The organism is Stenotrophomonas nematodicola (assembly GCF_009467805.1).
GTDB lineage: Bacteria > Pseudomonadota > Gammaproteobacteria > Xanthomonadales > Xanthomonadaceae > Stenotrophomonas > Stenotrophomonas nematodicola.
This window is the reverse complement of the sequence record NZ_WIAY01000004.1, coordinates 277,762-302,401: the sequence shown is the minus strand read 5'-3', so window position 1 is coordinate 302,401 and position 24,640 is coordinate 277,762. Positions and strand designations below refer to the sequence as shown.

The following is a 24,640-nucleotide window of genomic DNA, read 5'->3' as shown; positions in this document are numbered from 1 at the left end:
CGTTGTGAGCCCGGTGCCGCGAACCGCGCGGGCCGGGCGCGTAGAATCGTCGCATGAGCCGATTAGTCCTGATTGACGGGTCCAGTTACCTGTATCGCGCGTTCCACGCGCTCCCGCCGCTGACCAATGCGCACGGTGAACCCACCGGCGCGCTGTTCGGCGTGGTCAACATGCTGCGTGCCACGCTGAAGGAGCGCCCAGAGTTCGTCGCCTTCGTGGTCGATGCGCCCGGCAAGACCTTCCGCGACGACCTGTATGCCGACTACAAGGCCAACCGGCCGCCGATGCCCGACGACCTGCGCCCGCAGATCGAGCCGATGTGCCGCATCGTCGAAGCACTCGGGCTGAGCATCCTGCGCATCCCCGGCGTGGAAGCCGACGACGTGATCGGCACGCTGGCGCTGCAGGGCCACCGTGACGGCCTGCAGGTCACCATCTCCACCGGCGACAAGGACTTCGCCCAGCTGGTCCGCCCGGGCATCGAACTGGTCAACACCATGACCGGCAGCCGCATGGACTCGGACACGGCGGTGATGGAGAAATTTGGCGTGCGCGCCGACCAGATCGTCGACCTGCTGGCGCTGATGGGCGATGCGGTCGACAACGTGCCCGGGGTGGAGAAGTGCGGCCCCAAGACCGCTGCCAAATGGCTGGCCGAGTACCAGCACCTGGAGGGGGTGATGGCCGCGGCGGCGACCATGAAGGGCAAGATCGGCGACAACCTGCGCGCGGCGCTCGAGCGCCTGCCACTCAACCGCGAGCTGGTCACCATCCGCACCGACGTGGCGCTGGACGTCACGCCGCAGACGCTGCCGCTGCGCGAGCCGGACGTGCCCACCCTGAGCGAGCTGTACCTGCGCTACGGCTTCACCCAGGCGCTGAAGGAGCTGGGCGGGCCGGTACCGGCACCGGCCGCCGCCAGCGACGCCCCGGTCAGCCTGCGCGGCACGGCGGCCGGCTTCGCCCGCAGCACGCCGGCCGAGGCGGACGCCGCGATCGACCCGGCGCTGTCCGCCCCGGGTGACTACGAAACCGTGCTCACCACCGAACAGCTCACCGCCTGGGTGGCGCGTGCGGAAGCAGCCGACCTGATCGCCTTCGACACCGAAACCGACGCGCTCGATGCGATGCGCGCCAATCTGGTCGGCATCAGCCTGGCGGTCGAGCCCGGCCGGGCGGCCTATATTCCGGTGGGCCACGACTATCCCGGCGCGCCGGCCCAGCTGCCGCGCGAGCAGGTGCTGGCCGCGCTGCGCCCGGTGCTGGAGAACCCGGCCAAGAAGAAGGTCGGACAGCACGGCAAGTACGATCTGCACGTGCTGCGCCGGCATGGCGTCGAGGTGCGCGGTTACCACGACGACACCATGCTCGAGAGCTTCGTGCTGAACTCTACCGCCACCCGCCACGACATGGATTCGCTGGCGATGCGCTATCTGGGCTACACCACCATCAAGTTCGAGGACGTCGCCGGCAAGGGCGCCAAGCAGATCCCGTTCTCCCAGGTGGGCCTGGATGAAGCCGGCCGCTACGCCGCCGAAGATGCCGACATCACCCTGCGCCTGCACCACGCGCTGCAGCCGCAGCTGCTGGCGGTGCCGGCGCTGTACAGCGTCTACCGCGACATCGAAATGCCGCTGGTGCCGGTGCTGGCCACCATCGAGGCCAATGGCGTGCACATCGACATGGCCGAACTGCGCCGGCAGAGCCAGGACCTGGGCGTGCGCATGCTGGCGGCCCAGCAGAAGGCCACCGAGCTGGCCGGCCACACCTTCAACCTGGATTCGCCCAAGCAGTTGCAGGCCGTGCTGTTCGACGAGCTCAAGCTGCCGGCCCTGGTGAAGACCCCCAAGGGCCAGCCAAGCACCAACGAAGAGGCGCTGGAGGCCATCGCCGAACAGCACGAGCTGCCGCGGGTGATCCTGGAGTACCGCGGGCTGGCCAAGCTGCGCAGCACCTACACCGACAAGCTGCCGGAGATGGTCAATCCCGATACCGGGCGCGTCCATACCAGCTACCACCAGTCCGGTGCGGCCACCGGGCGGTTGTCGTCCTCCGACCCGAACCTGCAGAACATCCCGATCCGCACCGACGACGGTCGCCGCATCCGCCGCGCATTCGTCGCGCCGCCGGGGCGCAAGCTGCTGGCCTGCGACTACTCGCAGATCGAGCTGCGGATCATGGCCCACCTGTCCGAGGACCCGGGCCTGGTGCGTGCGTTCGAGCAGGGGGCGGACGTGCATCGCGCAACGGCGGCCGAAGTGTTCGGGCGTGCGCTCGACGAGGTCACCCCCAATGAACGCCGCGCGGCCAAGGCGATCAATTTCGGCCTGATGTACGGCATGAGTGCGTTCGGCCTGGCGCGCAATCTGGGCATCGACCGTGGCCAGGCCCAGGATTATGTCGCGCTGTATTTCAGCCGCTATCCGGGCGTGCGCGATTTCATGGAGCGCATGCGCCAGCAGGCGCGCGAGCAGGGCTACGTGGAAACCCTGTTCGGTCGCCGCCTGTATCTGAACGACATCAACGCCCGCAATCAGGGCCTGCGCGCCGGCGCTGAACGGGCGGCGATCAATGCGCCGATGCAGGGTACGGCGGCGGACATCATCAAGCGCGCGATGGTGCGGGTGGATGACTGGCTGCAGACCCAGGACGGCCAGGCCCGGATGATCCTGCAGGTACACGATGAACTGGTCTTCGAAACCGAAAGCAGCTTCCTCGAAACCTTGCGTTCCCAGGTCGTGGCGCTGATGTCCTCGGCGGCGGAACTGCGCGTGCCGCTGGTGGTGGACGCGGGCGTCGGCGACAACTGGGATGAGGCGCACTGAGGGGTTTTCGGCCGCAGAAGGATGAACTTGTTCATTACGCGGCCGTAATCTGACTCTTCGATGAATGTTTCCGTGACGCGGCGAGGATTAATTGGGCCCCTTCACGAACTATCAATGTTCGAGGTGCTTTTATAGACCTCGACAGGCGCAACGCCTGTTGTGGATCTCTCCCATCCCCTGGAGCAGATCTCGGAACGGGGGCTCCTCCCCAAGCGCCCGTTCCCCGGCCCCGCTGACCTCCCCCTGGTCGGCGGGGCTTTTTATTTGGGCCGTTGCCAGCCGCACGGCCGCCCCGGGAGGCCCCCTGTCGCAACTGCCGATTGCCTGCAGCCCGCGCTCTGGCCCATCCTGCCGGCACGTTCCGGGGAGAGTGCAATGAGCGATCTGTTTGCCTTGGCCATGCCGTGGTGGGAATTCATCCTGCGCGCGGTGGTTGTCTACGTGGTGGTGCTGGGCATGGTGCGCCTGTCCGGTAAACGCGCGCTGGGCCAGATCACGCCGTTCGACGTGCTGCTGATTGTGCTGCTCGGCAACGCGGTGCAGAACGCGCTGCTGGGGCAGGACACCTCGCTGGGCGGCGGTCTGCTGCTGGCGGCGACGCTGATCCTGATCAACTATTCGGTCGGTTGGCTCAGTACGCGCAGCCGTCGCATCGAAACGCTGGTCGAAGGCGAGCCGGTGCTGATCGCACGCGACGGCAAACTGCTGGCCTCGGTGCTGAAACGGGAACTGGTGACCCAGGCCGATTTCAACGCGGCCATGCGTCAGCAGGGGTGTCGCGATGTGAGCGAAGTGGCGATGGCGCTGCTGGAGATCAACGGCCACATCACCATCGTGCCCAAGGACAAGACATAGCCTCGGGTTGCCGCGTCACACCCAGTCGCGCGGCACCAGGTAATCGGCCAGCCGCGCCTCGTCGCTGCCGCTCTCGGGCTGGAAGCCATACTCCCAGCGTGCGCGCGGCGGCAGGCTCATCAGGATGCTTTCGCTGCGACCGCCGCTCTGCAGGCCGAACAACGTGCCGCGGTCGTAGACCAGGTTGAATTCCACGTAGCGGCCGCGCCGGTACAGCTGGAACTCGCGCTCGCGTTCGCCGTAGGGCGTGGTCTTGCGGCGCGCCACCAGCGGCAGGTACGCATCCAGGAAGCCGTCGCCGACCGCACGCAGGTAGGCGAAATCGCGCTCGAAGTCGCCATGCAGGTCGTCGAAGAACAGGCCGCCGACGCCGCGCGTTTCATTGCGGTGGCGCAGGAAGAAGTACTCGTCGCACCAGCGCTTGTGCGCGGCGTAGCGCTCGTCGCCGAACGGTGCGCACAGGTCGTGCGCCACCCGGTGCCAATGCTGCACGTCTTCGTCGAACGGATAGAACGGGGTCAGGTCGAAACCACCGCCGAACCACGACGCCACCGCCTCGCCATCGCGCTCGGCGCGGAAGTAGCGCACGTTGGCGTGCGTGGTGGGCAAATAGGGATTGAGCGGGTGGAACACCAGCGATACCCCGGTCGCCCGCCACGAGGCGCCGGCCAGTTCCGGCCGGTTGGCCGAGGCCGAGGGCGGCAGGCGGGTACCGGACACGTCGGAGAAGCCGATGCCGGCCTGCTCGAACACCGCGCCATCGCGCAGGATGCGGGTACGGCCACCGCCGCCCTCGGCACGCTGCCAGAGGTCTTCGGTGAACCGCGCCCGGCCGTCGGCGGCCTCGATGGCCGCGCAGATGCGGTCCTGCAGGTCGGTCAGGTAGCTGCGTACGCGTTCGAATTCATTCATGGCGCGTACTTTACCGCAGCCGCGCGAGGTGCCTGCAGCCGGCAGGCCGCAGGCACCGGGGGCTCAGCGGCCGCCCTTGCGGTTGCGGTTGGACGATGCGGGCGCGTCGTCCGCCGCGGGACCGGCGGTGTCGTCCGATCCGGTGTCCTCGTCCTCCTCGCGGCTCAGCCGGTCGGCCATCCGTTCCAGGTTGCCTGACAACTGCAGCATCGCCCAGTTGCGGGTGGCGTGCACATCGCAGGCGACATGGGTGCCCTTGCCATCGCGGGCGCACAGGGCCTGCATCGATTCGGGAATGGCCTCATCGCCGGTGTGCTCGTACACCGTGACCAGGTTCTCGCAGCCTTCGCGCACACCGGCGGTGCACATCTTCTGGTAGTAGGGGGCTGCCTCGGCCCAGCGATCGCCCAGCGCCAGGCGATGGCCCATCGCGTTGCAGCCCTGCAGGCGGCCGGCATCGCAGCAGGCCTGCGCGCCGCGCTCGCTGCCGCCGGTGGGGCAGTCCTGGGTCAGCGGCACCTCGACGAACACCACCGACGCGGCGCACTGGCCGGCCGCGCCTTCGCGGGTGTAGTAGGCGTAGCGGTTCCAGGTGTCCACGCCGATCAGGCTGCCGTTGGCGAGCGGCTGCAGCACAAAGTCGTCACCCTTGTCGTGGCGGATGCGGATCTGCCCGTCCTCCAGGCGTGCGCGCAGCTGGCCACTGAGCGGTATCTGCACCAGCCCACCATCGCCGAAGGCCAGGCTGTCCATCAGCCCGGTGGCGGCCGTGTACTGGCCACAGGGCAGGGACGTGGCGGCGACCGGCCGCATGTCGGCGGCCGTCAGGCCCTGCAGCGGCGCAGCTGCGGTGCAGCTGTCCGGATTGCCGCCCTTGGTGCAGGCCAGTTGCAGCGCGTCACGGGCCGGCAGCCAGCGCCCGGCGGTCCACAGGGCCTGGGCCACGTCCTGGCAGAACGTGCCGGCCGGGTAGGCGCGACACAGCGCGGTCACGTCGTCCAGCGCGGCCGCCGGCAGCGGGGCCGGCTTCTGGCTGCTCAGCAGGATGCTGGCGAATGCCTTGGCCATCGCCATGCTGGCCGCTTCCTTGCAGGCCTCGGCATCGTACTGGCCGCTGTCGGGCTTGCACGATGCCGGTTCCTGCAGGTCCGGATCCTCCTCGCCGATGTCCTCGCGCGTGACGGCTTCGCGCGCCTCGGTTTCGTAACTGGACAGCAGCGCCTTGCAGGCCGCCGGCACGCCCTCCGCGCACCACGGGCGCAGCACGTCGCGGTCGGCCATGCGGATGTCGTCCAGGCAGGTACCGATGCTGGCACGGCAACTGTTCTCCGGGAACTGCACAGGCGGCTTGCAGCGCGCCGGCTCGCTGAGCCGGTACGTGAGGTAACCGGCTTCGAGGCTGCGGCCGCCATCGGTGATGTCCGCCTCCAGCACCACCCCGGCATCGGGGTCGGCCATCTTCAGTTGCTTCCCCAGGCGCCGCAGCAGATACGGCTCGCGGGCACTCCCGGGCATCTGGCGGTAGCCCTGGTTGGGGCTTTCAATGACGATCCGGGTGGGGTTGTCGTCCGCCTGGTAGGTACCGCATTGCAGCGTGATGGGCGGGGCGGACGCCGGGGCCGCCGACAGCAGCGCCACCGGCGCTGCCAGACCGGCCAGCGTGGCCAGTACACGAATCAAGGACATGGGAGGTACCTGTACGAAAAAAAAGGATCAGGGGACCGGGCCGGCACTGCCGACCGGAGTCACGGGAAGCGGCGCTGCGTCCTCGGCGGGCGCGGTCCAGTCGGGGCAGGTGGCCGCTGCGCGCAGCCGATAGCGCTGGCCATCGTTGACCAGGGTCTGCTCGGTTGCGTCGTAGTCGATCCGGTACTGTCGCCCATCGCCGAGCCCGGTCAGGCGCCAGTGCGCGCCGTCCGGCTCCAGGCGGAAGTAGGTCGGGTCGTCGGGAGGGAAGGGGTAGACCACCGTACCCCTGCCCACCACCTCCAGCGCCGGTCCGTCCTCGCCGACCACATAGCGGCCGCACGGGATGTGCTGCGCGTCGGCCAGCGCGCTGCCGGCCAGCAGGCACGCCAGCGCGCCCGTCCCCCACCGCAGTCGCCGGATCACGGAAAGAACCGCGCGCGCACGTCGGCGCGCCACAGCCGCTGCACCAGCCACAGGTGCAGCACGAAGAACACGATCGCCGCCAGCGCGAGCAGGCCGGTCCAGATCGCGCGCTGCACGCGCAGGGACGCACGCAGCGCCTGGATATCCGGGGTCTGCACGGTGGTGGCCAGTGCGGCCTGCATGTTCTGCAGAAACAGGTCCATCAGCCACGGCACCACGAAATTGAGCAGCGCGGTCAGCACCAGCAGGAAGGTGAAACCCACCAGGGCCCAGCGCTGGAAACGCAGCAGCCCCCAGCAGGCAGCCACGCCGAACAGGCTGAGCAGCAGGGCCGCCGCGGTCAACGCCTGGGCATGCGCAATGCCCAGCTTTACCGGCTCAGGCAGCAGGGTCCACCAGTCGCTCTCCCACAACGCCATCCTCGTGGCGTCGGTCAGCAGCAGCGGCAGCGCGAGCATCTGCACGGCGAACCACAGGCTGGAGGCGGCGCACACCAGGAGCGAGGCCTTGGCCATCGGCGCGATGAAGTCGTCGGCGCGCGGTGTACGTAGCGGTAAATGGGGAGGAGGCAATGACATCCGGTGTCCTGGGTGACCAGACCGCGATGTCAGATCGCGGCCACCGCACGTGCGGCCGCGGGCAGGATATGGTCTGCGCTCAACGGTGCCAAGCGGCAATTGTGCGGCGGTACGCCTGCAATCCACGCCAGCTCCGCGATTTCGGCGCGTGCCTGCGGCGTTCCCGCCACCCGCACCTGCCAGGCGTGGGCGCGAACCCGGCGGCCCGGCTCGTTCACCGCCCAGGCTTCGAACGCCCCCAGCGGCAAGGCGCTGCCGGCGTCCAGCCGCACGCCCAGTTCCTCGTGCAGCTCGCGGGCGAGGGCGTCCAGCGGCGCCTCACCCGGCTCGGGTTTGCCACCGGGCTGGATGAACGTGTCCGAGCCGTGCTTGCGCACCACCAGCACGCGGCCGGTGGTGTCGCGGATGACCGCGGCGACGATCTCGATCGGCGCCGCGTCGTGGCTCACTTCAGGTTCTCCTCGAACAGCTTGAGGATGCGCTTGTACTGGTCCAGCCAGGAATCCGGACGCACGTAGCCGTGGCGTTCCAGCGGGTACGGCGCGATCGTCCAGTTGTCCTTGTGCAGCTCGATCAGCTTCTGGGTCAGATTCACCGAGTCCTGGAAGAACACGTTGTCATCCATCATCCCGTGGGCGATCAGCAGGTGGTCCTGCAGGCCATCGGCGTACTCGATCGGCGACGACGTGCGGTACGCCTCCGGATCGATGTCCGGCGTGTTGAGGATGTTGGCGGTGTAGCCGTGGTTGTACTGGTGCCAGTCGACCACCGGGCGCAACGCGGCACCGGCCTTGAATGTGCCCGGCGAGCGGAACAGCGCCATGAAGGTCATGAAGCCGCCATAGGAGCCGCCGTAGATGCCGGCATGCGCGCGGTCACCCTGCTTGGTGTCCACCAGCCAGTCCAGGCCGTCCTTGTAGTCTTCCAGCTCCGGGTGGCCCATGTTGCGGTAGATCGCCGTGCGCCAGTTGCGGCCGTAGCCTTCGCTGCCGCGGTAATCCATGTCCAGCACGATGTAGCCCTTCTGCACCAGCAGGTTGTGGAACATCTGCTCGCGGAAGTAGGCCGGGTAGCGCTGGTGCACGTTCTGCAGGTAGCCGGCGCCGTGCACGAACATGGCGATCGGATACTGCTTGCCCGGCTCGGGGGTTTCCGGACCGTAGTACTTGGCCCAGACCACGCCGGCACCGTGCTTGGACGGCACCTGCACCAGCTTGGGCTGGATCCACTCGCGCGCCTTGAAGGCGGCCGTACGGGTGTCGGTCAGCAGCCTGGCCTGGCCACCGGCGGTGGGGACCACCGCCACCTGCGCCGGCAGGTACGCACCGGAGTAGCGCACCAGCAGCTGCTGGCCGTCCGGGGACAGCGAGAAGTCTTCCACACCGTTGAGCGAGGTCAGCTCACGCACCTGCCGGCTGGCGGTGTCCACCGCACACACTTCGTAGTCGCCGGGCGACTGCTGGTTGCACAGGAAGTAGAAACCGCGGCCATCGGCGCTGGGCACCGGCATCGAGGTTTCCCACGAGCCGCGGGTCAGCGCCTGTGGCTTGGCCGTACCCTGCTGGGTGTACAGGTGTGAATACCCCGATTCCTCCGACAGCAGCCACAGCGTGCGGTTGTCGCTGGACCAGCCGAAGTCGTTGAAGCCCCAGTTGATCCACGCGCTGTCGGTCAGCCGGTGGCGATTCTCCAGCCTGGCGCTGGCCGCCGAGACGCTGACGATCCAGCGGTCCTTGTTGTCGTTGGCGCGCAGCATGATGGCCGCCTGCTGACCATCGGCGCTCCAGCGGATGCCGGGGCTGCCCGGGCCGGCCAGCACCTCCAGCGGACGGTTGCCCTTCAATGCGTCCTTGCCGGCGGCCTTGCGCAGCGCGGCCAGCGGATCGGTGCCGATGCCGGGCAGACCGTCCAGCGACAGCGGCTTGACCGTGCCGGCCACGGCATCGACCAGCCACAGCGCGTGCGGCTCCGGATCGTTGCGGCCCACGCGGGTGCGGGTGTCCTCGAATTCCTCATAGCCCGATTCGGTCACGTACTTGGGCATCTTGCCGCCGCGGCCTTCATCGAAGCTCTTCGGCTTGGTCACCACGATCAGCGTGCGGGCATCCGGCGACAGCACGCTGTCGACGATCTCCACATCGGCGCCCAGGTACACCGGACCCGGGGCGCGGGTGCTGTCGGCGCGGCGCCAGCTCGCTTCCTGCTGCTTGAGCGCCTCGCGCTGCGCGCGGTCGTTGCGCAGCGTGGCCAGGGTGCGCAGCTGCTGGTCGCGCAGCACATCGGCCTTGGGCGCGTCATCGGGATTCTTCTCGGCCTTCAGGCTGGCCACCTGCTGCACGCTCCCGGCGGCGGTCCAGTGGAACCAGTTCTGGCCGGTGCGCCAGATCACCCCGCCGTCGCGGGCGAACGCCACCGCAGCGGATTTCTCGGTGCTGCGGGTCAGCTGGGTCAGCGCGCCGCTGCGCAGGTCGCGGAGGAACACATCGCCGTTGCGCACGAACACCGATCGCTGGCGCGCGCTGTCGTACACCGGACTGTCCACGTCCAGCGTGCCGCGCTGGTCGTCGCTGACCTGCACCGCCACGCCACCGCCGATCGGCTGGCGGAAGGTATCGCGGACCGGGCTGCCTGTGCGCTTGAGCTGGTACTCGACCTGCTGGCTGTTCCAGGACCACCACGCGCTCTCGACCGGCGGGCCGATCCAGTCCGGGTCGGCCATTGCCTGCTCGATGGTGATCGGCGTCGGCGCGGCGTGGGCGGCTCCGCCGAGGGCGGCGAGCAGCAGCAGGGACAAGGGCAGCGTTCTGGGCATTGCGGGCGGCACCGTAGAGGAAAACCCGGCAAGCGTAGCAGCCGTCAAGGCCCGCCGAAGGGGCCACAGGTCATGGGGACAGGATCGGAAAAGTCGCGCGTGCGCAGGGGTCCACGCGGAGGAGCGGATGGGGGATGCGGCGCTGGCCATCACCGTTCGTGCGTCGAGCGAAGTCCGCGTTGATCAATCTTCGAAATTTCATAGAAACATCAATCGCTTATTCAAACTTTTCCTATGGTGGCACTCCGCTGCCTCCGCCCAGAATTCACGCGGTGACGCACGGTGCGGGGTACTCCCGCCCGGCCATCGGGCGGCCTGGAGCCTCCGTGCCAACAAGGAGTGGATCGGTCATGGAAGGGATATACGCGCTGCGGGCGGCACTGGCGGCCGCCACGCAGGAGCGGCGCCACCTGCGGCTGGACACGCTGTTGGGAGCGCGGCTGGGGGCGGTCGAGGCGTTCAGCGGCATCGAGCAGGTCGATGGTGCGGGTTTCGTGCTGGACGTCCTGGTGCTGTCGCTGGAGGCCGATCTGCCGCTGGAACAGTTGTACGGCACCCCTGCGCTGCTGCAGATGCAGACCACCGGCGCGCCACGCGCGTTCCACGGGCACGTCACCGCCGTTGAACGGCTCGGCAGCAACGGCGGCCTGGCGCGCTATCGGCTGCGCCTGCAGCCGTGGCTGGCGTTTCTGGCCCAGCGCGTGGACAGCTACGTGTTCCATGACCGCAGCGTGGTGGAGATCGTCGAGGACATCTTCGCCGACTACACCGGTCTGGTGCCGGCCTGGCGCTGGGCGCTGGCCGACCGCAGCCAGTACGCCAGGCGCAGCCTGACCACGCAGTACCAGGAGTCGGACCTGGGCTTCCTGCAGCGGCTGCTGGCCGAGGAGGGCATCTACTACTGGTTCGAGCATGCCGGCGACCCGGGCAACGCCCGCCTGGGCGCACACACGCTGGTGCTGGCCGATCACCACGGCGACGTTCCTCGACTGGGCACCGTGCGCTTCCACCGCCGCGATGCCACCGAGCGCAGCGACAGCGTGCGGCACTGGCGCGTGGCACGGCGCTGGTGTCCGGCTGCCGTGTCACGCCGCAGTTGGGATCACCGCTCCGCCACTCTGCGCCACGCGCGTGCCGAGGCGCCGGCGGGGGTGTCGGGTATCGGCGAGGACATCGACACCAGCGGCCCGTACGGCTGGCAGGACAGCGCCCGCGGCCAGCGCCGCGCGCAGCAGCACCTGGATGCGCTGCGCGTGCGCGCGCACACCATCGAGGGGCAGGGCAGCTGGCGCCAGCTGGGACCGGGCGCGCAGTTCCAGCTGGGCCAGCATCCGGGTGTGGACGCCGGCACGAGCTTCCTGTGCCTGTCGGTGCAGCACCAGGCCCGCAACAATCTCGAGGCGGACATCCTCGATGCGCTCGAGCAGCAGCTCGGCCCGGTCGCGCAGGCGCCGCTGGCGCTGCCGGTCGCACTGGCCGGGCTGGCCGCCGCCGCACCCGCGCAGGTGGTGACCTCCACCTTCTACGACAACCGCTTCGTGGTGATTCCGGCTGACGTGGTCTATCGCCCGCAGACCGAGGACGGCCACGGCGTGCGCCTGCATCCGCGCCCGTCGATCACCGGCACGCTCAGCGCCATCGTGGTCAGCGACGGCGAGCCGCTGCAGTCCGACCGCGACCATCGCATCAAGGTGCAGTTCCCGTGGCAGCGCGGCGGTGCGTCCAGCACCGGCCAGGCGCACCCGGGCGGCGACGACAATGCCCCGGCCAACGGCGGTGCCTGGACCTGGGTGCGGGTGATGACCCCGTGGGCCGGCGACAACTGGGGCGGGGTGGTGCTGCCGCGGCGCGGCCAGGAAGTGCTGGTGGCGTTCCTGGAGGGCGACATCGACCGCCCGGTAGTGGTGGGTGCGGTCTACAACGGCCGCGGCCAGAACGATGCCTCGCACAACCAGGTCGCCAGCGGCGGCGCGCAGGCCACCGGCAACGCGGCCGCGTGGTTCGAGGGCAACGACCACGGCGCGGTGTTCACCGGCTTCAAGAGCCAGGCGCTGGCCGACAGCCAGGGCGGCGCGGGCGGCTACCAGCAGCTGCGCCTGGACGACACCCCCGGGCAGGGCCGCGCGCAGCTGTCCACCACCCAGCATGCGACCACGCTGACCCTGGGCCACCTCAAGGGCGGAGAGGACAACGTGCGCGAGGCCGAGCGCGGCTTCGGCGCCGAGCTGTCCAGCCAGGCGTTCGGCGCGCTGCGCGCGGGCAAGGGCCTGCTGCTCAGCACCGAAGGCGGCGAACCGCAGCTGGCGGCCAATCAGGCGATGGCGCAGCTGCAGGAAAGCACCGAGCTGGTGGCCACGCTCAACGAATCGGCCCACAACCAGCAGGCGATGCTGCCGCAGGAGCCGAGCGAGCTGCCGGCGCACCAGACGCTGCTGCAGTTGCAGGAAAAGCTGGGCGGCATCCAGAGCGGTGGCCCGGCCGGCAGCATCCAGGGCGGTGACGGCGAAGCGCCGGGTTGGGATGCGCCGACGCTGATGGGCAGCGGCGTGGCCGGGGTGATGAGCCTGACGCCGGCCGACCAGGTGTGGGTCAGCGGCACGCAGACCACGCTGGCCAGCGGGGTGGCGTTGAACTGGCTGAGCCAGGGCTCGCTCACCCTGGCGGTGTCCGGCGGGCTGGTGCTCTACACCGCCGGCAACGAGGCCAAGGCGGACAGTCCCAACACCGAACGCGGCATCGCGCTGCACGCCGCGCAGGGCAAGGTCAGCGCCCGCGTGCACAAGAATCTGGCGCAGCTGGCGGCCAAGACCGCAGTCAAGATCGCCAGTACCGAAGCGGACGTGCTGGTGTCGGCACCGGCCAAGCATGTGCTGGCCACTGCGGCCGGTGCGTACCTGCGCATCGAGGGCGACAACATCGAACTGGGCGCGCCGGGCAAGGTGGAGTTCAAGGCCAGCCAGCGCGAGTGGACGGATCCGGACCAGGAAACGGTCGACATGGACCTCGCCGACGGCCAGCTGGGGGGCTGTGATGCCAAGGACAACGCCGATGTCTGATGTCGCCGATACGGAGTACAGGTACGGCCTGCAGGCGCAACGCGCTGTCGCCGACGTGTGCTATCTGCTCCGCCGTGCGTCCCGCGGCCAGAAGCATCTTCATGTACTTCTGGATACCCGGCGTGGACTGGATGACTGCTTCGCCGACGCGAAAGAGAGGCCGCAGGTCGGGATCAAGGTAGCGGGGCACGGCGCCTCTGTCTTGCTGCTCATGACGCTCGATGCCACGGCTGAGGACCTCCTGCAGACATCCGTCGAACGGTTCAGGAATGCCCGGCTCCATCAGCAGCGTTCCCAGGTGGTCGCCTGGATTGTATCCCCTCTGCCTGTTGACCCAAGCGCCTCGTTGATCCGGCAGCTGCTCAGCCACGAGCAGAGGCTGGGCTCGCGAAATGCCGCGGAAATGTTCGACGCCCGCTCGATTCTGCACTGGCCGCACGCAATGTCCCAGCACCAGCAGGGCGCCATCGCGCGATCCGAACAGGCCTTGGCATCACTCGATTTCAACGGCGACCTGGCGTGGTTGGCGTTCCGCCTTCTCGATGACGCAGCGGCAGCGGCCGCATTGCCCGTGCCATTCAACCATGAGCGCGTGACGCTGGTGAACGAAACCCTTCGGGCACTTTGCGAGATCGGCACCACGGGCGTCGATCTGGGGGAGGCACACCGCTTCGCCGATTCCATCCTCCGCGACGCCGGCAGGAACAACCTGCTGGACAGGGTGATCCTTCTTGCGCATGCGCTGGTACTGGGGTGCGACTTCCATCGCTCGCCGGAGGTGCGCAGGTTGCTCGCACGCACGCCCGCATCGGAAGCAGCATTGGCACGTGCCCTCGCCGCACTCGGGCCCAACGAACTTCAACGCATCCAGTCCTCGCTGACGATTGCTGCGGGGTCGTGCTGACATGCATGCAATGGACAACAGGATCGTCGGCGCAGCGCTGAAGACGGTGTCGCCCTGCGTACAGGGCAACTGCCGCAACTGCGACAAGACTGGTCTGCTGGTGCACCCGTTCCGCTACTCCGCATTCTGCAGCGATGACGCATCGATTCTGGGCATGGTGCCGGCGCTGCGTCCATCGACCGGTGCTGCCCTGCCGGAGCTGCGAACGGCCCGATATGCCTTGCGGATGATGCGCGAGGGTTATTTATACGTCGTACTCAAGCGCCACGGGCTTACCCAGCTGGACAGTTATTACGTACGCCCGAGCGGGCGCTTGATGCGCTTCCGAGGTGAGCCACCGGATCGCAAAACGTCTGCCATCGCCTGTGCCCGCATGGCCGCGTCGGCGAACGCGCTGATGGTCGCCATCGATGCACCTGAAGAGGTCGCGATGTCCTATTGGCTGTTCACCCCGGATCCCCTATCCAGCAACAAAGAAGCCGAGCTGGTCGAACAGGCAGAGATGATGGCGGCACAGGGCGTGCTGCAGGCCTTCAGCCCCCAGCAATGGGTAGCGCAGCAGGGAAGTCAGGAGTTCGCACTGTCGCCCATGACGATACGTGCGTTCGTGCTTGAGTACCTCGCCATCGGCGAGATCGCCGCGCTGGCCGCGCTGCAGACGCCCATCGTGGCTGCGCTCGACGAACAGGCCTTTCCAGCGCTGTGCGATCCACTGGATCCGCCAATGCCGCCACGATTCGATGCCTTGAGGGGCGGGGCGGTCTATCAGTCCGCGCTTCAGCGATCGCTGCCGGCCCTGCGTGAGGCGGCCACCGCGCTGCACGCGTCGGGCGGCGTCGGGATCGCGCTGCAGGATGCCATCGGCATCACGCAGGAGCTCAATGCATGGCGCAATCGTGCAATGGAAGGGGTCGAACCCTGGATGCGGCATCGGGACGCGCATGGCCGTGACAACGCGTGGAAGTATCTGGCCGCCCATCAATACGCCCAGATTCGCGAGGGAGTGCTATCCAAGCGGATCCGGCTCGCGCGCGACGATGCTGCCGACCGCGCCAACGCACCCTACGACAAGATTGAAGAGGATCTGAAGACAGCCGAAGTACGTGGTGGCATGATCGATCCAGGGCCGATGCTGGAGATCGTCACGATCACGCGCGACGCTGATCCCTTCGGTCTCCGGCGCAGGGTGGTTGAACGGGCGGAACGACTGGCGAAGGAACGGTTCGACCGCGCCGAGGCGCAACTGGACGGCACCCAGACCAGCATCCTTGAAGAGTTCAAGGCGATCGCTGCACCCTGCGAACAGAAGATGCGCGAGCGGGCCCCGGATCATCTTGCGTGGCTGTGCAGCCCGATGCTAACGCTGGCGCTGCGCAGCTATGACCAGCATGACCTGGTCCGCGGGTGGGCATTCGCCGTACAGGTCGGCATCGCGATGACGGGCATGGAGGCGGATGACGAGTCGCGCCTCGTCCTGGACGACTGGTGGAAGACGCTGGCGCTGGTCGACCCTGCGAGCCAAGGCATCGAAGAAGGGAACCTGGCGTGGCGGGTCTACGCGTTGAACCACCTGCCCTTGGCCCAGGAGCTGGTCGGTGCGCTGGACGCCGCCCAAACCGATGCGTCGGCTACGGACGTATGGGGCATCGTGGCGGCGGGCAATGAGGCGGTCATCCGGGCGTTGGACATGTTCGACAAGGCCAACGCTGCCCTGCGTGCCTGCGAAAATGCCGGACAGGTTGCGTGGTTCAAACGCAGCCTGCTCGGCACGGTGATGAGCTGGTACGCCCAATGGGGGCGTGTGCTGTACAAGACATCACTGCCTGCGGCGGCCGACAAGTTCCAGATGAATCTCATGACCCGCGCCCTGCCGCTGCGGATGGGAGACTACGCCCGGAACTACCCGGTTGCGGAGTTCCATGCCCGCTCGGCGGACACCGTCAAAACGTCCTACTGGCGTGGGCAGTTCAGCCGCTTTGTCCGTGTGGGCCTTGATCGTGAGATGGCCAAGGGGCGCGAAGGTGGCGTGTATCAAGGACGGGCGCTGATGCTCGCCACGCTCTTCGAGTCTCTCAATCTCATGATCAAAGGGCGCAACCTGCTCGGCGACGCCCCAACAGCACGCCAGGGCGCGGAGCTCATCGCCTCTGGATTGACCCTGAGTGGGGGCGTGCTGGCAATCCTTGAAGAAGGGTCTACCTGGATCAAAGGGAACTTCAAGGCGGGATCCCAAGTCGCTTCGTATAGCGGGGTATGGGGCGGGCGGTTGGGCCTTTATGGGGGTTTTCTGGTTGGTATCGCCGGTGTGATCAGCGCAGTGCTGGACGTGAGCGCGATGGCTGAGAGCTCTCGACGCAGAAGGCGGTGGCTGGCCACTGCGTACGGAGCCAGAGCCTTCGTTGCAGGGGCAGTTGTAGGGATTGGCGCAACCATCAGTTTCGCTGGCTCAGCTCCATTCATACGCACCCTCTACAAGCGAACAGGCAGCAACTTCATTCGAGGACTGATCAGGGGCACGGGTGGATTGGCGGCATCTCTGTTGGCAAACAAAGATCTAATGGTGATGCTCCGAGTTTGGGGTGCTCGGTTAGGTTGGGCTGGTGTAGCTGCCACGGTCATGATCACTCTCCTGAGTCCGGATGAGTTTGAACAATGGTGTGAGAAAAGCATCTTTCGGAAGGACGCTTCATCAAAGGGGTACCGAGATCGGGAAGAAGAGCTGGTCGCAATCGTGCAACTTCTGAATCGAGGTGACTGAGTCATATGTATCTGTTGGAGATGCTGTTCTGGAAAGCAAAAACAAGCGCCCCTCGGGCTACGGAAGAACTCGATAGCTCTCCCATCCAGCAGGCGTGCATTGGTGTGGAGAGCAGAATTCAACGTGAACCAGCTGACGAGTACGCGATATTCTCAGTATCTGATCGGCTCATGGATGTGCAGGGCGCTTGGCAGGAAGATAGAAGGGGGGTAGTTACCTGTCTTTTTCTAGGGGTCATGTACGTTCTACAGGCGCAGCTTCTTTTCGAAGTGGTCAAGCCTGGCATGGAAGTCATGGGGTTGGGCGTTGACGAGACTGGAGAACGGATTGCATGGCACGACCATGTGGCAATCCTGTTGCATGTCTTAATGTGGGCGGGCGCGAATTTTGCTCTATTCAAGTATTGTCTCCGTTGGATCAGACTTGAAGTTTTCACGCAACAGCGCATCATCGCTCGCTTCAACCGTGTCACCCGGCAAGTGCACATCAATAGGCCATCCTACGCAGGTGGGATTATCACTCTCCCGTGGGATGCTACGGTCATGGAGATGACAGGCGGCGATCCAGGCTCTCGTACAGGAGATGGAACGCTGGTCATGGGATGGCAAGGCGATCGCACCGGTGCCGGGTTCGATGAGGTGTGCATGCTCGGCGGCCTCCTTCAGGATAAAGGCAGCGCCGAAGCCCTCGGTGAATACATCCGCCGCTACATGGAAGAAGGCCCCGATGCCGTGCCGCAGCCCAAGCGCTTGCGTGCCACATTCCCCTGGCCCTGGGATTCCGTGCGCTCCACCTTGAGCTTCCTGCTCCCCTCTTGGCGTAACGGCGACAAGGGCCTTGTGCTGACCTTGGCCTTGCTCCTGTCCCCGTTGCTGCTGTTGCACAGCCTCTGCCATTGGATCTCGCTGCTGCTGTGCTGGCCCACCTGGTGGCCGCGCATCATTCGCCGCGCGGGCCTGCCCGGAGCGCCGGTCCCAGCCCTTACGGTGGCCGAAGACTACGGCCCGGAGATTGCGCAGAAGTTGCGGGCGTCGGTAATGAAGCTGGTCAAGCCATCCGCGGCAGCCGAGTCCGTGTCTGATGCATAAGGCAAATCTCGGCTCATTGGAGGTTATCCATGGAGAGGCAGGTAACGCAACGGTTGAAGTCGTACTGGTAAATACGCTCGGCCGCACAGGCGACCGCGAAGGCATGGCCGCTACGGGCGTCATTGCCGCCGCTATGGGATTGAGCGGCGCGGCTGCCCACATGGCGGCGTCCTCAATGGAAGAGATGGAAGAGCCTGTGGCCAAGGTGAGTTTCGAGCTTTCAGGTCAGCCAGTTGAGGGGTTGCTATGGAGATGGCCGTTCAAGGAAGGCGATCAGCTCACGGTCGTTGGCAATCATGTTGCTGGGGGCGGCTTCGTCGCACTTGCGGTAATGAACGAGGCGGATCGAATCATCACTCTTTATCCCCATGTGAGTGCAGGGCGTCATGCGCACTGGTGGCGGGTGTTTCGATACTCGTTTTCTGTCAGCGTACTGGCGATCTTCGTCGCCCTTGCCTTCATCTGCATCACGTTATTGCCCATGGGTGATAGCGAGGCAAAGCAACTCCGCGTTATTGCGCTGGGATCGCTGACGGGCTTCGGATTTTTCGGTTGGATTGGCTACAGTCTGGGGCGGAGATTCACGCCCTACACCAGAATGGCGGAGGCCGTGTTCACGGCGATTGGCTGGAGCGATGTCAAATGGGTCAATCTCAGGGCAGACGTCAAGAAGCTAAGAAAGCCTGGTGACCCTCCTGCGCTTGGCGACAGCTATTTCAGGTACTGATCATCCCCGAGCAGTGTCACTGGAGATCGCAGTGGTCAACCCTGCAACCCAGGGAATCGAAGAAGGGAACCTGGCGTGGCGCGTCTACGCGCTGAACTACCTGCCCTTGGCCCAGGAACTGGTTGGTGCGCTGGAGGAAGCCAACACCTACTCGCCAGCTACGGACGTATGGGGCATCGCGGCGACGGGGAATGAGGCGGTCATCCGGGTGCTGGACATGTTCGACAAGGCGAACGCTGCCCTGCGTGCCTGTGAGAACGCCGGACAGGTCGCGTGGTTCAAGCGCAGCCTGCTCGGCACGGTGATGAGCTGGTACGCCCAATGGGGACGCGTGCTCTACAAGACATCACTGCCTGCAGCAGCGGACAAGGTCCAGATGAATCTCATGATCCGGGCCCTGCAGCTGCGGTTGGGAGACTACGCCCGGAACTACCCGGTTGCGGAGTTCCACGCGTGCTCGGTGGACTCCGTCACCACGTCCTACTGGCTGGGGCAGTTCAGCCGCTATGTCCGTATGGGTCTTGATCGTGAGATGGCCAAGGGGCGGGAAGGTGGCGTGTATCAAGGGCGGGCGCTGATGCTCGCCACACTCTTCGAGTCTCTCAATCTCATGATCAAAGGGCGCAACCTGCTCGGCGACGCCCCGACCGCACGCCAGGGCGCAGAGCTCATCGCCTCGGGATTGACCTTGAGTGGAGGTGTGCTGGTGATCCTGGAAGAAGGATCCACCTGGATCAAAGGAAACTTCAAGCCGGCATCCCAAGTCGCTTCGTACAGCGAAGTGTGGGGTGGCAGGTTGGGGCTTTATGGGGGGTTCTTGGTTGCGACTGCTGGCGTGGTTGGGGCAGTGCTGGATGCAGACTCAGCATTTCAGAACCAAAAGGCAGAACGTGGCCCCCTGTCAATTGCGTACAGCGCTCGAGCATTCATAGGGGGAACGGCATCTGTAGTAGGGGCAACGATCAGTTTCGCAGGGTCGGCGCCATTCCTTCGTGTCACTTTCAAGCGCGCACGAATCGCACTATTTCGCAGCCTACTAGATGTATCGAGCCGCATTGCCACCCGCCTACTGGCCAACGAGGTGGTGATGCTCATGCTCCGCTTGTGGGGGGCTCGACTGGGCTGGGCAGCTGCAGCCGTGAGCCTCTTGATCATCGCGATGAGTCCAGATGATTTTGAGACTTGGTGCGACCGAAGCGTATTTAGGTCAGGTCGGTTATCGAAAGGCTATCGAGATAAAACTGATGAACTCATTGCTCTTGTGCAGCTTGCGAAACGGGGAGGCTGATTCCGATGTATCTCATTGAAATGATCTTTTGGAAAGCAAAGCTGGGCGGAGGAGACAGCGATCGAGAGGGTGCGCAGTCGGGCGCATCCATTGATGATGGTGCTGGGATACGCCAACGAATCAACAGAGAGCCGGACGACGAGTCCGCGGTGTTCGCCGTGAACAAACGCTTCATGGATGTTCAGGGCGCATGGCAGGAAGACAGGAGAGGCGTCGTGACTTTCGTATTCCTGGGCCTCATGTACGTGCTGCAGGGCCAGTTTCTTCTGGGAATGATAGTTCCCGGCGCAGAAAAAATGATATCCGGAATCGGCTATCTGGGCAGACCGCTGGCCCCCGAAAACTACGTAACAACGCCCATCATCATGTTGATGTGGGCGGCGGCGAACATTGTCTTCTTCAGGTTCTGCTGGCGCTGGGTGCGATTGGAGCTGTTTGTACAGCGACGGATCATCGTTCGCTTCAACCGCGTCACGCGTCAGGTACACATCAACAGACCTGCCTGCGCGGGTGGAACGGTCACTCTCCCATGGGATGACGCCATCATGGAGATGACGGGCGGCGATCCAGGCTCCCGCACCGGCGATGGAACGCTGATCATGGGGTGGTCAGGGGATCGCACCGGCGCCGGGTTCGACGAGATCTGCATGCTCGGTGGCCTGCTTGACGATCAAGGCAGCGCCGAGGCGCTCGGTGAATACATCCGTCGCTATATGGAAGAAGGCCCAGACGCCGTGCCGCAGCCCAAGCGCTTGCGTGCCACATTCCCCTGGCCCTGGGATTCCGTGCGCTCCACCTTGAGCTTCCTCCTCCCCTCTTGGCGTACCGGTGACAAGGGCCTTGTGCTGACCTTGGCCTTGCTCCTGTCCCCGTTGCTGCTGTTGCACAGCCTCTGCCATTGGATCTCGCTGCTGCTGTGCTGGCCCACCTGGTGGCCGCGCATCATTCGCCGCGCGGGCCTGCCCGGCGCGCCGGTCCCAGCCCTTACGGTGGCCGAAGACTACGGACCGGAGATTGCCAGGAAGCTACGGGCATCGGTCATCAAGCTTGCCGACCCCTCACCCTGAACGGGTCACCCATCCTGAACCCGCCTCCACCTGCGACAAAGTGAAGCAGCGCGTCACCGGGTCGCATGTGCCTTTAACGAATACCGGCCCAGAATGGTGCGGATTCCAGAGTGCAGGCGGAGGCGTCAGGTGGACGCGTTGTTGTTGTCGCGGATCCAGTTCGGGTTCGTCATCAGTTTCCATGTGCTGTTCCCGGCCTTCACCATCGGTACGGCCAGTTGGCTGGCGTTCGTGGAATGGCGTTGGCTGCGCACCCGCAACCCGGTGTGGCGCGAGCTGTACTTTTTCTGGCAGAAGATCTTCGCCGTGTCCTTCGGCATGGGCGTGGTCAGCGGCATCGTGATGGCCTTCCAGTTCGGCACGAACTGGCCGCGGCTGAGCGAGGTGGCCGGCAGCGTGATCGGCCCGCTGCTTACCTATGAGGTGCTCACCGCCTTCTTCCTGGAAGCCAGCTTCCTGGGCGTGATGATGTTCGGCTGGGGCCGGGTGTCGCCGCGCCTGCACTTTTTCTCAACCTGCATGGTGGCGCTGGGCACGCTGTTCTCCACGTTCTGGATCCTGTCGTCCAACAGCTGGCTGCAGACGCCGGCCGGGTATGCGCTGATCGACGGGATCGTGCACCCGCAGGACTGGTGGCAGGTGGTGTTCAACCCCTCCTTCCCGTACCGCCTGGCACACATGGCGCTGGGGTCGTTCATCACCACCTGCTTCGTGATTGGCGGGGTGGGGGCGTGGTATTTGCGCAAGGGCACCCACGTGGAGGCCGGCCGCACCATGCTGCTGGCAGCGGTGGCGTTTGCCGCGCTGACCGTGCCGGTGCAGATATTCGTTGGCGACATGCATGGCCTGAATACGCTCAAGCACCAGCCGATGAAGATCGCGGCGATGGAAGCGCACTGGCACGCCGAAGGCGAGGGCAAGGGCGTGCCGCTGGTGGTGTTCGCCCTGCCCAATGAAAAGGCGGAGCGCAACGATTACGAGATCGCCATTCCGCGCCTGGGCAGCCTGATTCTCACCCACTCGATGGACGGCACCTTTGACCCGCTCACCTCGGTGCCGGCCAGCGAGCGTCCGCCGGTGGTGCCGGTGTTCTTCGCGTTCCGGATCATGGTCGGGCTGGGCACGTTGATGCTGGTGCTGGCCTGGGTGTCGGCGTTCCAGTGGTGGCGAGGGCGGTTGCTGCAGTCGCGCTGGTTGATCCGTGGCTGGAACTGGATGCTGCCGAGCGGCTTCATCGCGCTGCTCTCGGGATGGTTTGTGACCGAGATGGGCCGCCAACCCTGGGTGGTGTATGGCGTGCTGCGTACCGCCGACGCGGTCGGGCCGCAGAGCCTGTGGATGACGGCGCTGTCGTTGGGGGTTTATGTGGTGGGCTACGCCTTCGTGTTCGGCTGGGGCATCTGGTATCTGGTCAAGATCATCCGCACCGGGCCCAAGCCGCATGATCCGGCACCTGCGCTGGACGCCGGCAGCCATACCCCGGCACGGCCGCTGTCGGCCGCCGACGAACCGCTGGAGGAGCGCTGACATGGAGATGACAACGTGGCTGCCGGTCGCGTGGTTCGCGGTGATTGGCTTTGGCGTGCTGATGTATGTGGTGCTGGACGGCTTTGTGTTGGGCATCGGCATCCTGGCGCCGATGGCCGAGGACGAGGAACAGCTCGATGTGATGATGAATACTGCCGCACCGATCTGGGACGGCAACGAGACCTGGCTGGTGCTGGGTGGGGCGGGGCTGATGGCCGCCTTCCCCAAGGCCTACGCGGCGATGCTGTCGGCACTGTACCTGCCGGTGCTGCTGCTGGTGGTGGCGCTGGTGTTCCGCGGGGTGGCGTTCGAGTTCCGGTTCAAGGCGCATCGTTCGCGCCGCCTGTGGAGCGTGGCCTTCGGGCTGGGCTCGTTGTTGGCGGCCTTCGCCCAAGGGGTGATCCTTGGCGCCCTGGTGCAGGGCCTGCAGGTGGTGGACGGGCGCTATGTCGGCGGCGCGTTCGGCTGGTTCAGCCCGTTCTCGATGCTGACCGGGGCGGCGGTGGTGTTCGGGTACGCGCTGCTGGGCAGCACCTGGCTGATCCTCAAGACCGAGGGCCGCGAGCAGGCCTTCGCGCGCACGCTGACCCGGCCGCTGGTCGTGGCGGTGATCGTGTTCATGGGGCTGGTCAGTGCGTGGCTGCCGTTCCTGGATTCGCGACTGATGGCGCGCTGGTTCAGCGATGGCAACTTCTGGTGGCTGTCGCCCGTGCCGCTGCTCACGCTGGCCGTGGCGGTGGCGCTGTGGCGCAGCGCGATGCACCCGCGCCGCGACCTGCCGCCGTTCCTGCTGACGCTGGGGCTGTTCGTGCTGGGCTTCATCGGACTGGTGCTGGGCATGTGGCCGTACCTGCTGCCGCCTAGCATGACCTTGTGGCAGGCGGCCGCGCCGGCGTCCTCGCTGGGCTTCAGTCTGGTCGGGCTGGTGGTGCTGCTGCCGGTGATCCTGGGCTACACCGCGTGGTCGTACCGGGTGTTCCGCGGCAAGGTGACCGCAGACGCTGGCTATCACTGACCGGGTGGCCGCGCCGCGCGCGTGGCGCTACCGGTGCAGGCCTTCGATCTCGACCAGCAGTTCGGCCCGGCACACCTCGGCGTGGAGCACCACGAACGCAGGCGCTGCCGGCAGGGCGGCCAGTTGCGCAGCCACCGCGTCCAGGTCGCCGGCATTGCGCACGTAGACCTTCAGCAGCGAGGCGCTGCCCAGCGTCGGCGACAATGCCGGCCGCTGGCCACGTGCGGCATCCACCAGGCTTTGCAGGTTGGTCAGCGTCTCAGCCAGCTGTTCCGCCAGCGCGCCGGTGTGCTGCGAGGCATGCCCGATGATCGCCGCCGTGCCGGACTGCAGCAGCGGCAGGCCGGTCGCCAGCGGCGGCAGCAGGGCCCGCGCGAAGCTCGGCGCCTGTGGCCCGTACTGGCGCGGGTAGCGGAACGCACTGACCTGGCGGGGATTCTCGAGCGGCACACCGGGTTCGCGGGCGGACAGCCAGTACACCTGCAGCCGGCGCACGCCGTCGACGCGGCCGATGCAGGTGGCGGCGGGCAGAGCGGCTTCGTCCAGCGTCTGCAGACCCCGAACGCGGCCCACGCAGAAGCGGCGGTAGCGCTCCTGATCGCCGTCGCCTTCCGTTACGGCGTCGAGGTAGTTCCACGTGCGCAGCAGGTGCGGGTACTCCCCCTGCGCCAGAAAGCCGCTCATCCGCGCGTAGGCCTGCTCGGCAGCAGCAGCGATATCGCCGTCCACTTCGTCGATCTCCAGCACGCCGAACTGCACCGTCCCGTTGCGCGACCAGCGTATCGTACCGGCGCAGCCGTACTGGACCGGGTCGGCGCTGCGCCAGATCTCGATGCGGGCAGGGCCATGCGCGGCCAGCGGTACCTGCAGCCAGCGGGGGTCGTCCGCCGGCATCGGCGAGGTACCGAAGCCGAACACGACCAGGGTGTGCGGATCGGACAGAGCATCGTCGCGGGCGGCAGCCGGCGCATAGCGTGCATCGAACAGCGCGGGGCCGGGCGGAATGAGCGCGTGCGCCGGCGGGGATGCGTTGTCGAGAGCGCTGCTCATTCCAGAGTGTCAAAGCTGCCAGTGCCAAGACGGGCATGATAGCGTGCGCTCCTTTCACGGCACCGC

General features: G+C 66.3%; 18 protein-coding genes. 11 read left to right on the top strand and 7 right to left on the bottom strand.

The window, feature by feature from the left end; translation table 11 throughout:
• Nucleotides 1-53: 53 nt before the first annotated feature.
• Complete coding sequence (gene polA / locus GDJ08_RS14185) at nt 54-2,825, top strand: DNA polymerase I (RefSeq protein WP_136006423.1); 2,772 nt, start codon at nt 54-56, stop codon at nt 2,823-2,825.
• A gap of 375 nt (nt 2,826-3,200) precedes the next feature.
• Complete coding sequence (locus GDJ08_RS14180; RefSeq protein WP_017354629.1) at nt 3,201-3,680, top strand: DUF421 domain-containing protein; 480 nt, start codon at nt 3,201-3,203, stop codon at nt 3,678-3,680.
• Between the two features lie 15 nt (nt 3,681-3,695).
• Here the strand turns inward: GDJ08_RS14180 and hemF are convergent, their stop codons facing one another.
• From hemF to GDJ08_RS14150, 6 genes are all read right to left on the bottom strand, one after another.
• A complete protein-coding gene (gene hemF / locus GDJ08_RS14175; protein WP_017354628.1) occupies nt 3,696-4,592 on the bottom strand; it encodes an oxygen-dependent coproporphyrinogen oxidase in 897 nt (298 codons plus the stop codon).
• A 63-nt stretch (nt 4,593-4,655) separates the two neighbouring features.
• Entirely contained in the window at nt 4,656-6,278 is a 1,623-nt protein-coding gene (locus GDJ08_RS14170; protein WP_153165115.1) for a hypothetical protein, read from the bottom strand.
• A 27-nt stretch (nt 6,279-6,305) separates the two neighbouring features.
• Nucleotides 6,306-6,704 carry a hypothetical protein gene (locus tag GDJ08_RS14165; RefSeq protein WP_153165114.1) on the bottom strand — a complete coding sequence of 133 codons (399 nt, stop codon included), beginning with the start codon at nt 6,702-6,704 and terminating at the stop codon, nt 6,306-6,308.
• Nucleotides 6,701-7,282, bottom strand: a complete 582-nt coding sequence (locus GDJ08_RS14160; protein ID WP_136006417.1) for a hypothetical protein — start codon at nt 7,280-7,282, stop codon at nt 6,701-6,703. Before GDJ08_RS14160 ends, GDJ08_RS14165 begins: the two co-directional genes overlap by 4 nt.
• 29 nt (nt 7,283-7,311) lie before the next feature.
• A complete protein-coding gene (locus GDJ08_RS14155; protein WP_017354624.1) occupies nt 7,312-7,731 on the bottom strand; it encodes an NUDIX hydrolase in 420 nt (139 codons plus the stop codon).
• A complete protein-coding gene (locus tag GDJ08_RS14150) occupies nt 7,728-10,094 on the bottom strand; it encodes an alpha/beta hydrolase family protein (protein WP_165699815.1) in 2,367 nt (788 codons plus the stop codon). Before GDJ08_RS14150 ends, GDJ08_RS14155 begins: the two co-directional genes overlap by 4 nt.
• 350 nt (nt 10,095-10,444) lie before the next feature.
• On the opposite strand from GDJ08_RS14150, the gene GDJ08_RS14145 reads away from it, so the two are divergent.
• The 9 genes from GDJ08_RS14145 (at nt 10,445) to cydB (ending at nt 23,524) form a co-directional block, all read left to right on the top strand.
• On the top strand, nt 10,445-13,150 hold the full coding sequence (locus GDJ08_RS14145) for a type VI secretion system Vgr family protein (RefSeq protein WP_153165113.1): 2,706 nt from the start codon (nt 10,445-10,447) through the stop codon (nt 13,148-13,150).
• Nucleotides 13,143-14,054 carry a hypothetical protein gene (locus tag GDJ08_RS14140; RefSeq protein ID WP_153165112.1) on the top strand — a complete coding sequence of 304 codons (912 nt, stop codon included), beginning with the start codon at nt 13,143-13,145 and terminating at the stop codon, nt 14,052-14,054. The genes GDJ08_RS14145 and GDJ08_RS14140 overlap by 8 nt, the downstream gene beginning before the upstream one ends.
• Before the next feature lies 1 nt (nt 14,055).
• On the top strand, nt 14,056-16,812 hold the full coding sequence (locus GDJ08_RS14135; RefSeq protein WP_153165111.1) for a T6SS effector BTH_I2691 family protein: 2,757 nt from the start codon (nt 14,056-14,058) through the stop codon (nt 16,810-16,812).
• Nucleotides 16,813-16,817: 5 nt separating this feature from the next.
• Nucleotides 16,818-17,900: a DUF6708 domain-containing protein gene (locus GDJ08_RS14130; protein WP_153165110.1), complete on the top strand. Its 1,083-nt coding sequence runs from the start codon at nt 16,818-16,820 to the stop codon at nt 17,898-17,900.
• Nucleotides 17,893-18,627, top strand: coding sequence for a putative type VI secretion system effector (locus GDJ08_RS14125; RefSeq protein ID WP_206147361.1), 735 nt, complete (start codon nt 17,893-17,895; stop codon nt 18,625-18,627). The genes GDJ08_RS14130 and GDJ08_RS14125 overlap by 8 nt, the downstream gene beginning before the upstream one ends.
• Nucleotides 18,587-19,915: a hypothetical protein gene (locus tag GDJ08_RS14120; RefSeq protein WP_153165109.1), complete on the top strand. Its 1,329-nt coding sequence runs from the start codon at nt 18,587-18,589 to the stop codon at nt 19,913-19,915. Before GDJ08_RS14125 ends, GDJ08_RS14120 begins: the two co-directional genes overlap by 41 nt.
• A 5-nt stretch (nt 19,916-19,920) precedes the next feature.
• Nucleotides 19,921-20,982: a DUF6708 domain-containing protein gene (locus tag GDJ08_RS14115; RefSeq protein ID WP_153165108.1), complete on the top strand. Its 1,062-nt coding sequence runs from the start codon at nt 19,921-19,923 to the stop codon at nt 20,980-20,982.
• Between the two features lie 129 nt (nt 20,983-21,111).
• Nucleotides 21,112-22,509: a cytochrome ubiquinol oxidase subunit I gene (locus GDJ08_RS14110; RefSeq protein ID WP_153165107.1), complete on the top strand. Its 1,398-nt coding sequence runs from the start codon at nt 21,112-21,114 to the stop codon at nt 22,507-22,509.
• 1 nt (nt 22,510) lies between these two features.
• A complete protein-coding gene (gene cydB, locus GDJ08_RS14105) occupies nt 22,511-23,524 on the top strand; it encodes a cytochrome d ubiquinol oxidase subunit II (RefSeq protein WP_017356965.1) in 1,014 nt (337 codons plus the stop codon).
• Nucleotides 23,525-23,551: 27 nt separating this feature from the next.
• On the opposite strand, the gene GDJ08_RS14100 is transcribed toward cydB, so the two are convergent.
• Nucleotides 23,552-24,574, bottom strand: a complete 1,023-nt coding sequence (locus tag GDJ08_RS14100; protein ID WP_017356964.1) for a chorismate transformation FkbO/Hyg5 family protein — start codon at nt 24,572-24,574, stop codon at nt 23,552-23,554.
• Nucleotides 24,575-24,640 lie beyond the last annotated feature (66 nt).

Bases quoted from the DNA above. Each gene is read 5' to 3' on its own strand.
- polA (WP_136006423.1), top strand. From the start codon at position 54: ATGAGCCGATTAGTCCTGATTGACGGGTCCAGTTACCTGTATCGCGCG.
- GDJ08_RS14180 (WP_017354629.1), top strand. From the start codon at position 3,201: ATGAGCGATCTGTTTGCCTTGGCCATGCCGTGGTGGGAATTCATCCTG.
- hemF (WP_017354628.1), bottom strand. From the start codon at position 4,592: ATGAATGAATTCGAACGCGTACGCAGCTACCTGACCGACCTGCAGGAC.
- GDJ08_RS14170 (WP_153165115.1), bottom strand. From the start codon at position 6,278: ATGTCCTTGATTCGTGTACTGGCCACGCTGGCCGGTCTGGCAGCGCCG.
- GDJ08_RS14160 (WP_136006417.1), bottom strand. From the start codon at position 7,282: ATGTCATTGCCTCCTCCCCATTTACCGCTACGTACACCGCGCGCCGAC.
- GDJ08_RS14150 (WP_165699815.1), bottom strand. From the start codon at position 10,094: ATGCCCAGAACGCTGCCCTTGTCCCTGCTGCTGCTCGCCGCCCTCGGC.
- GDJ08_RS14145 (WP_153165113.1), top strand. From the start codon at position 10,445: ATGGAAGGGATATACGCGCTGCGGGCGGCACTGGCGGCCGCCACGCAG.
- GDJ08_RS14140 (WP_153165112.1), top strand. From the start codon at position 13,143: ATGTCTGATGTCGCCGATACGGAGTACAGGTACGGCCTGCAGGCGCAA.
- GDJ08_RS14135 (WP_153165111.1), top strand. From the start codon at position 14,056: ATGCATGCAATGGACAACAGGATCGTCGGCGCAGCGCTGAAGACGGTG.
- GDJ08_RS14130 (WP_153165110.1), top strand. From the start codon at position 16,818: ATGTATCTGTTGGAGATGCTGTTCTGGAAAGCAAAAACAAGCGCCCCT.
- GDJ08_RS14125 (WP_206147361.1), top strand. From the start codon at position 17,893: ATGCATAAGGCAAATCTCGGCTCATTGGAGGTTATCCATGGAGAGGCA.
- GDJ08_RS14115 (WP_153165108.1), top strand. From the start codon at position 19,921: ATGTATCTCATTGAAATGATCTTTTGGAAAGCAAAGCTGGGCGGAGGA.
- cydB (WP_017356965.1), top strand. From the start codon at position 22,511: ATGGAGATGACAACGTGGCTGCCGGTCGCGTGGTTCGCGGTGATTGGC.
- GDJ08_RS14100 (WP_017356964.1), bottom strand. From the start codon at position 24,574: ATGAGCAGCGCTCTCGACAACGCATCCCCGCCGGCGCACGCGCTCATT.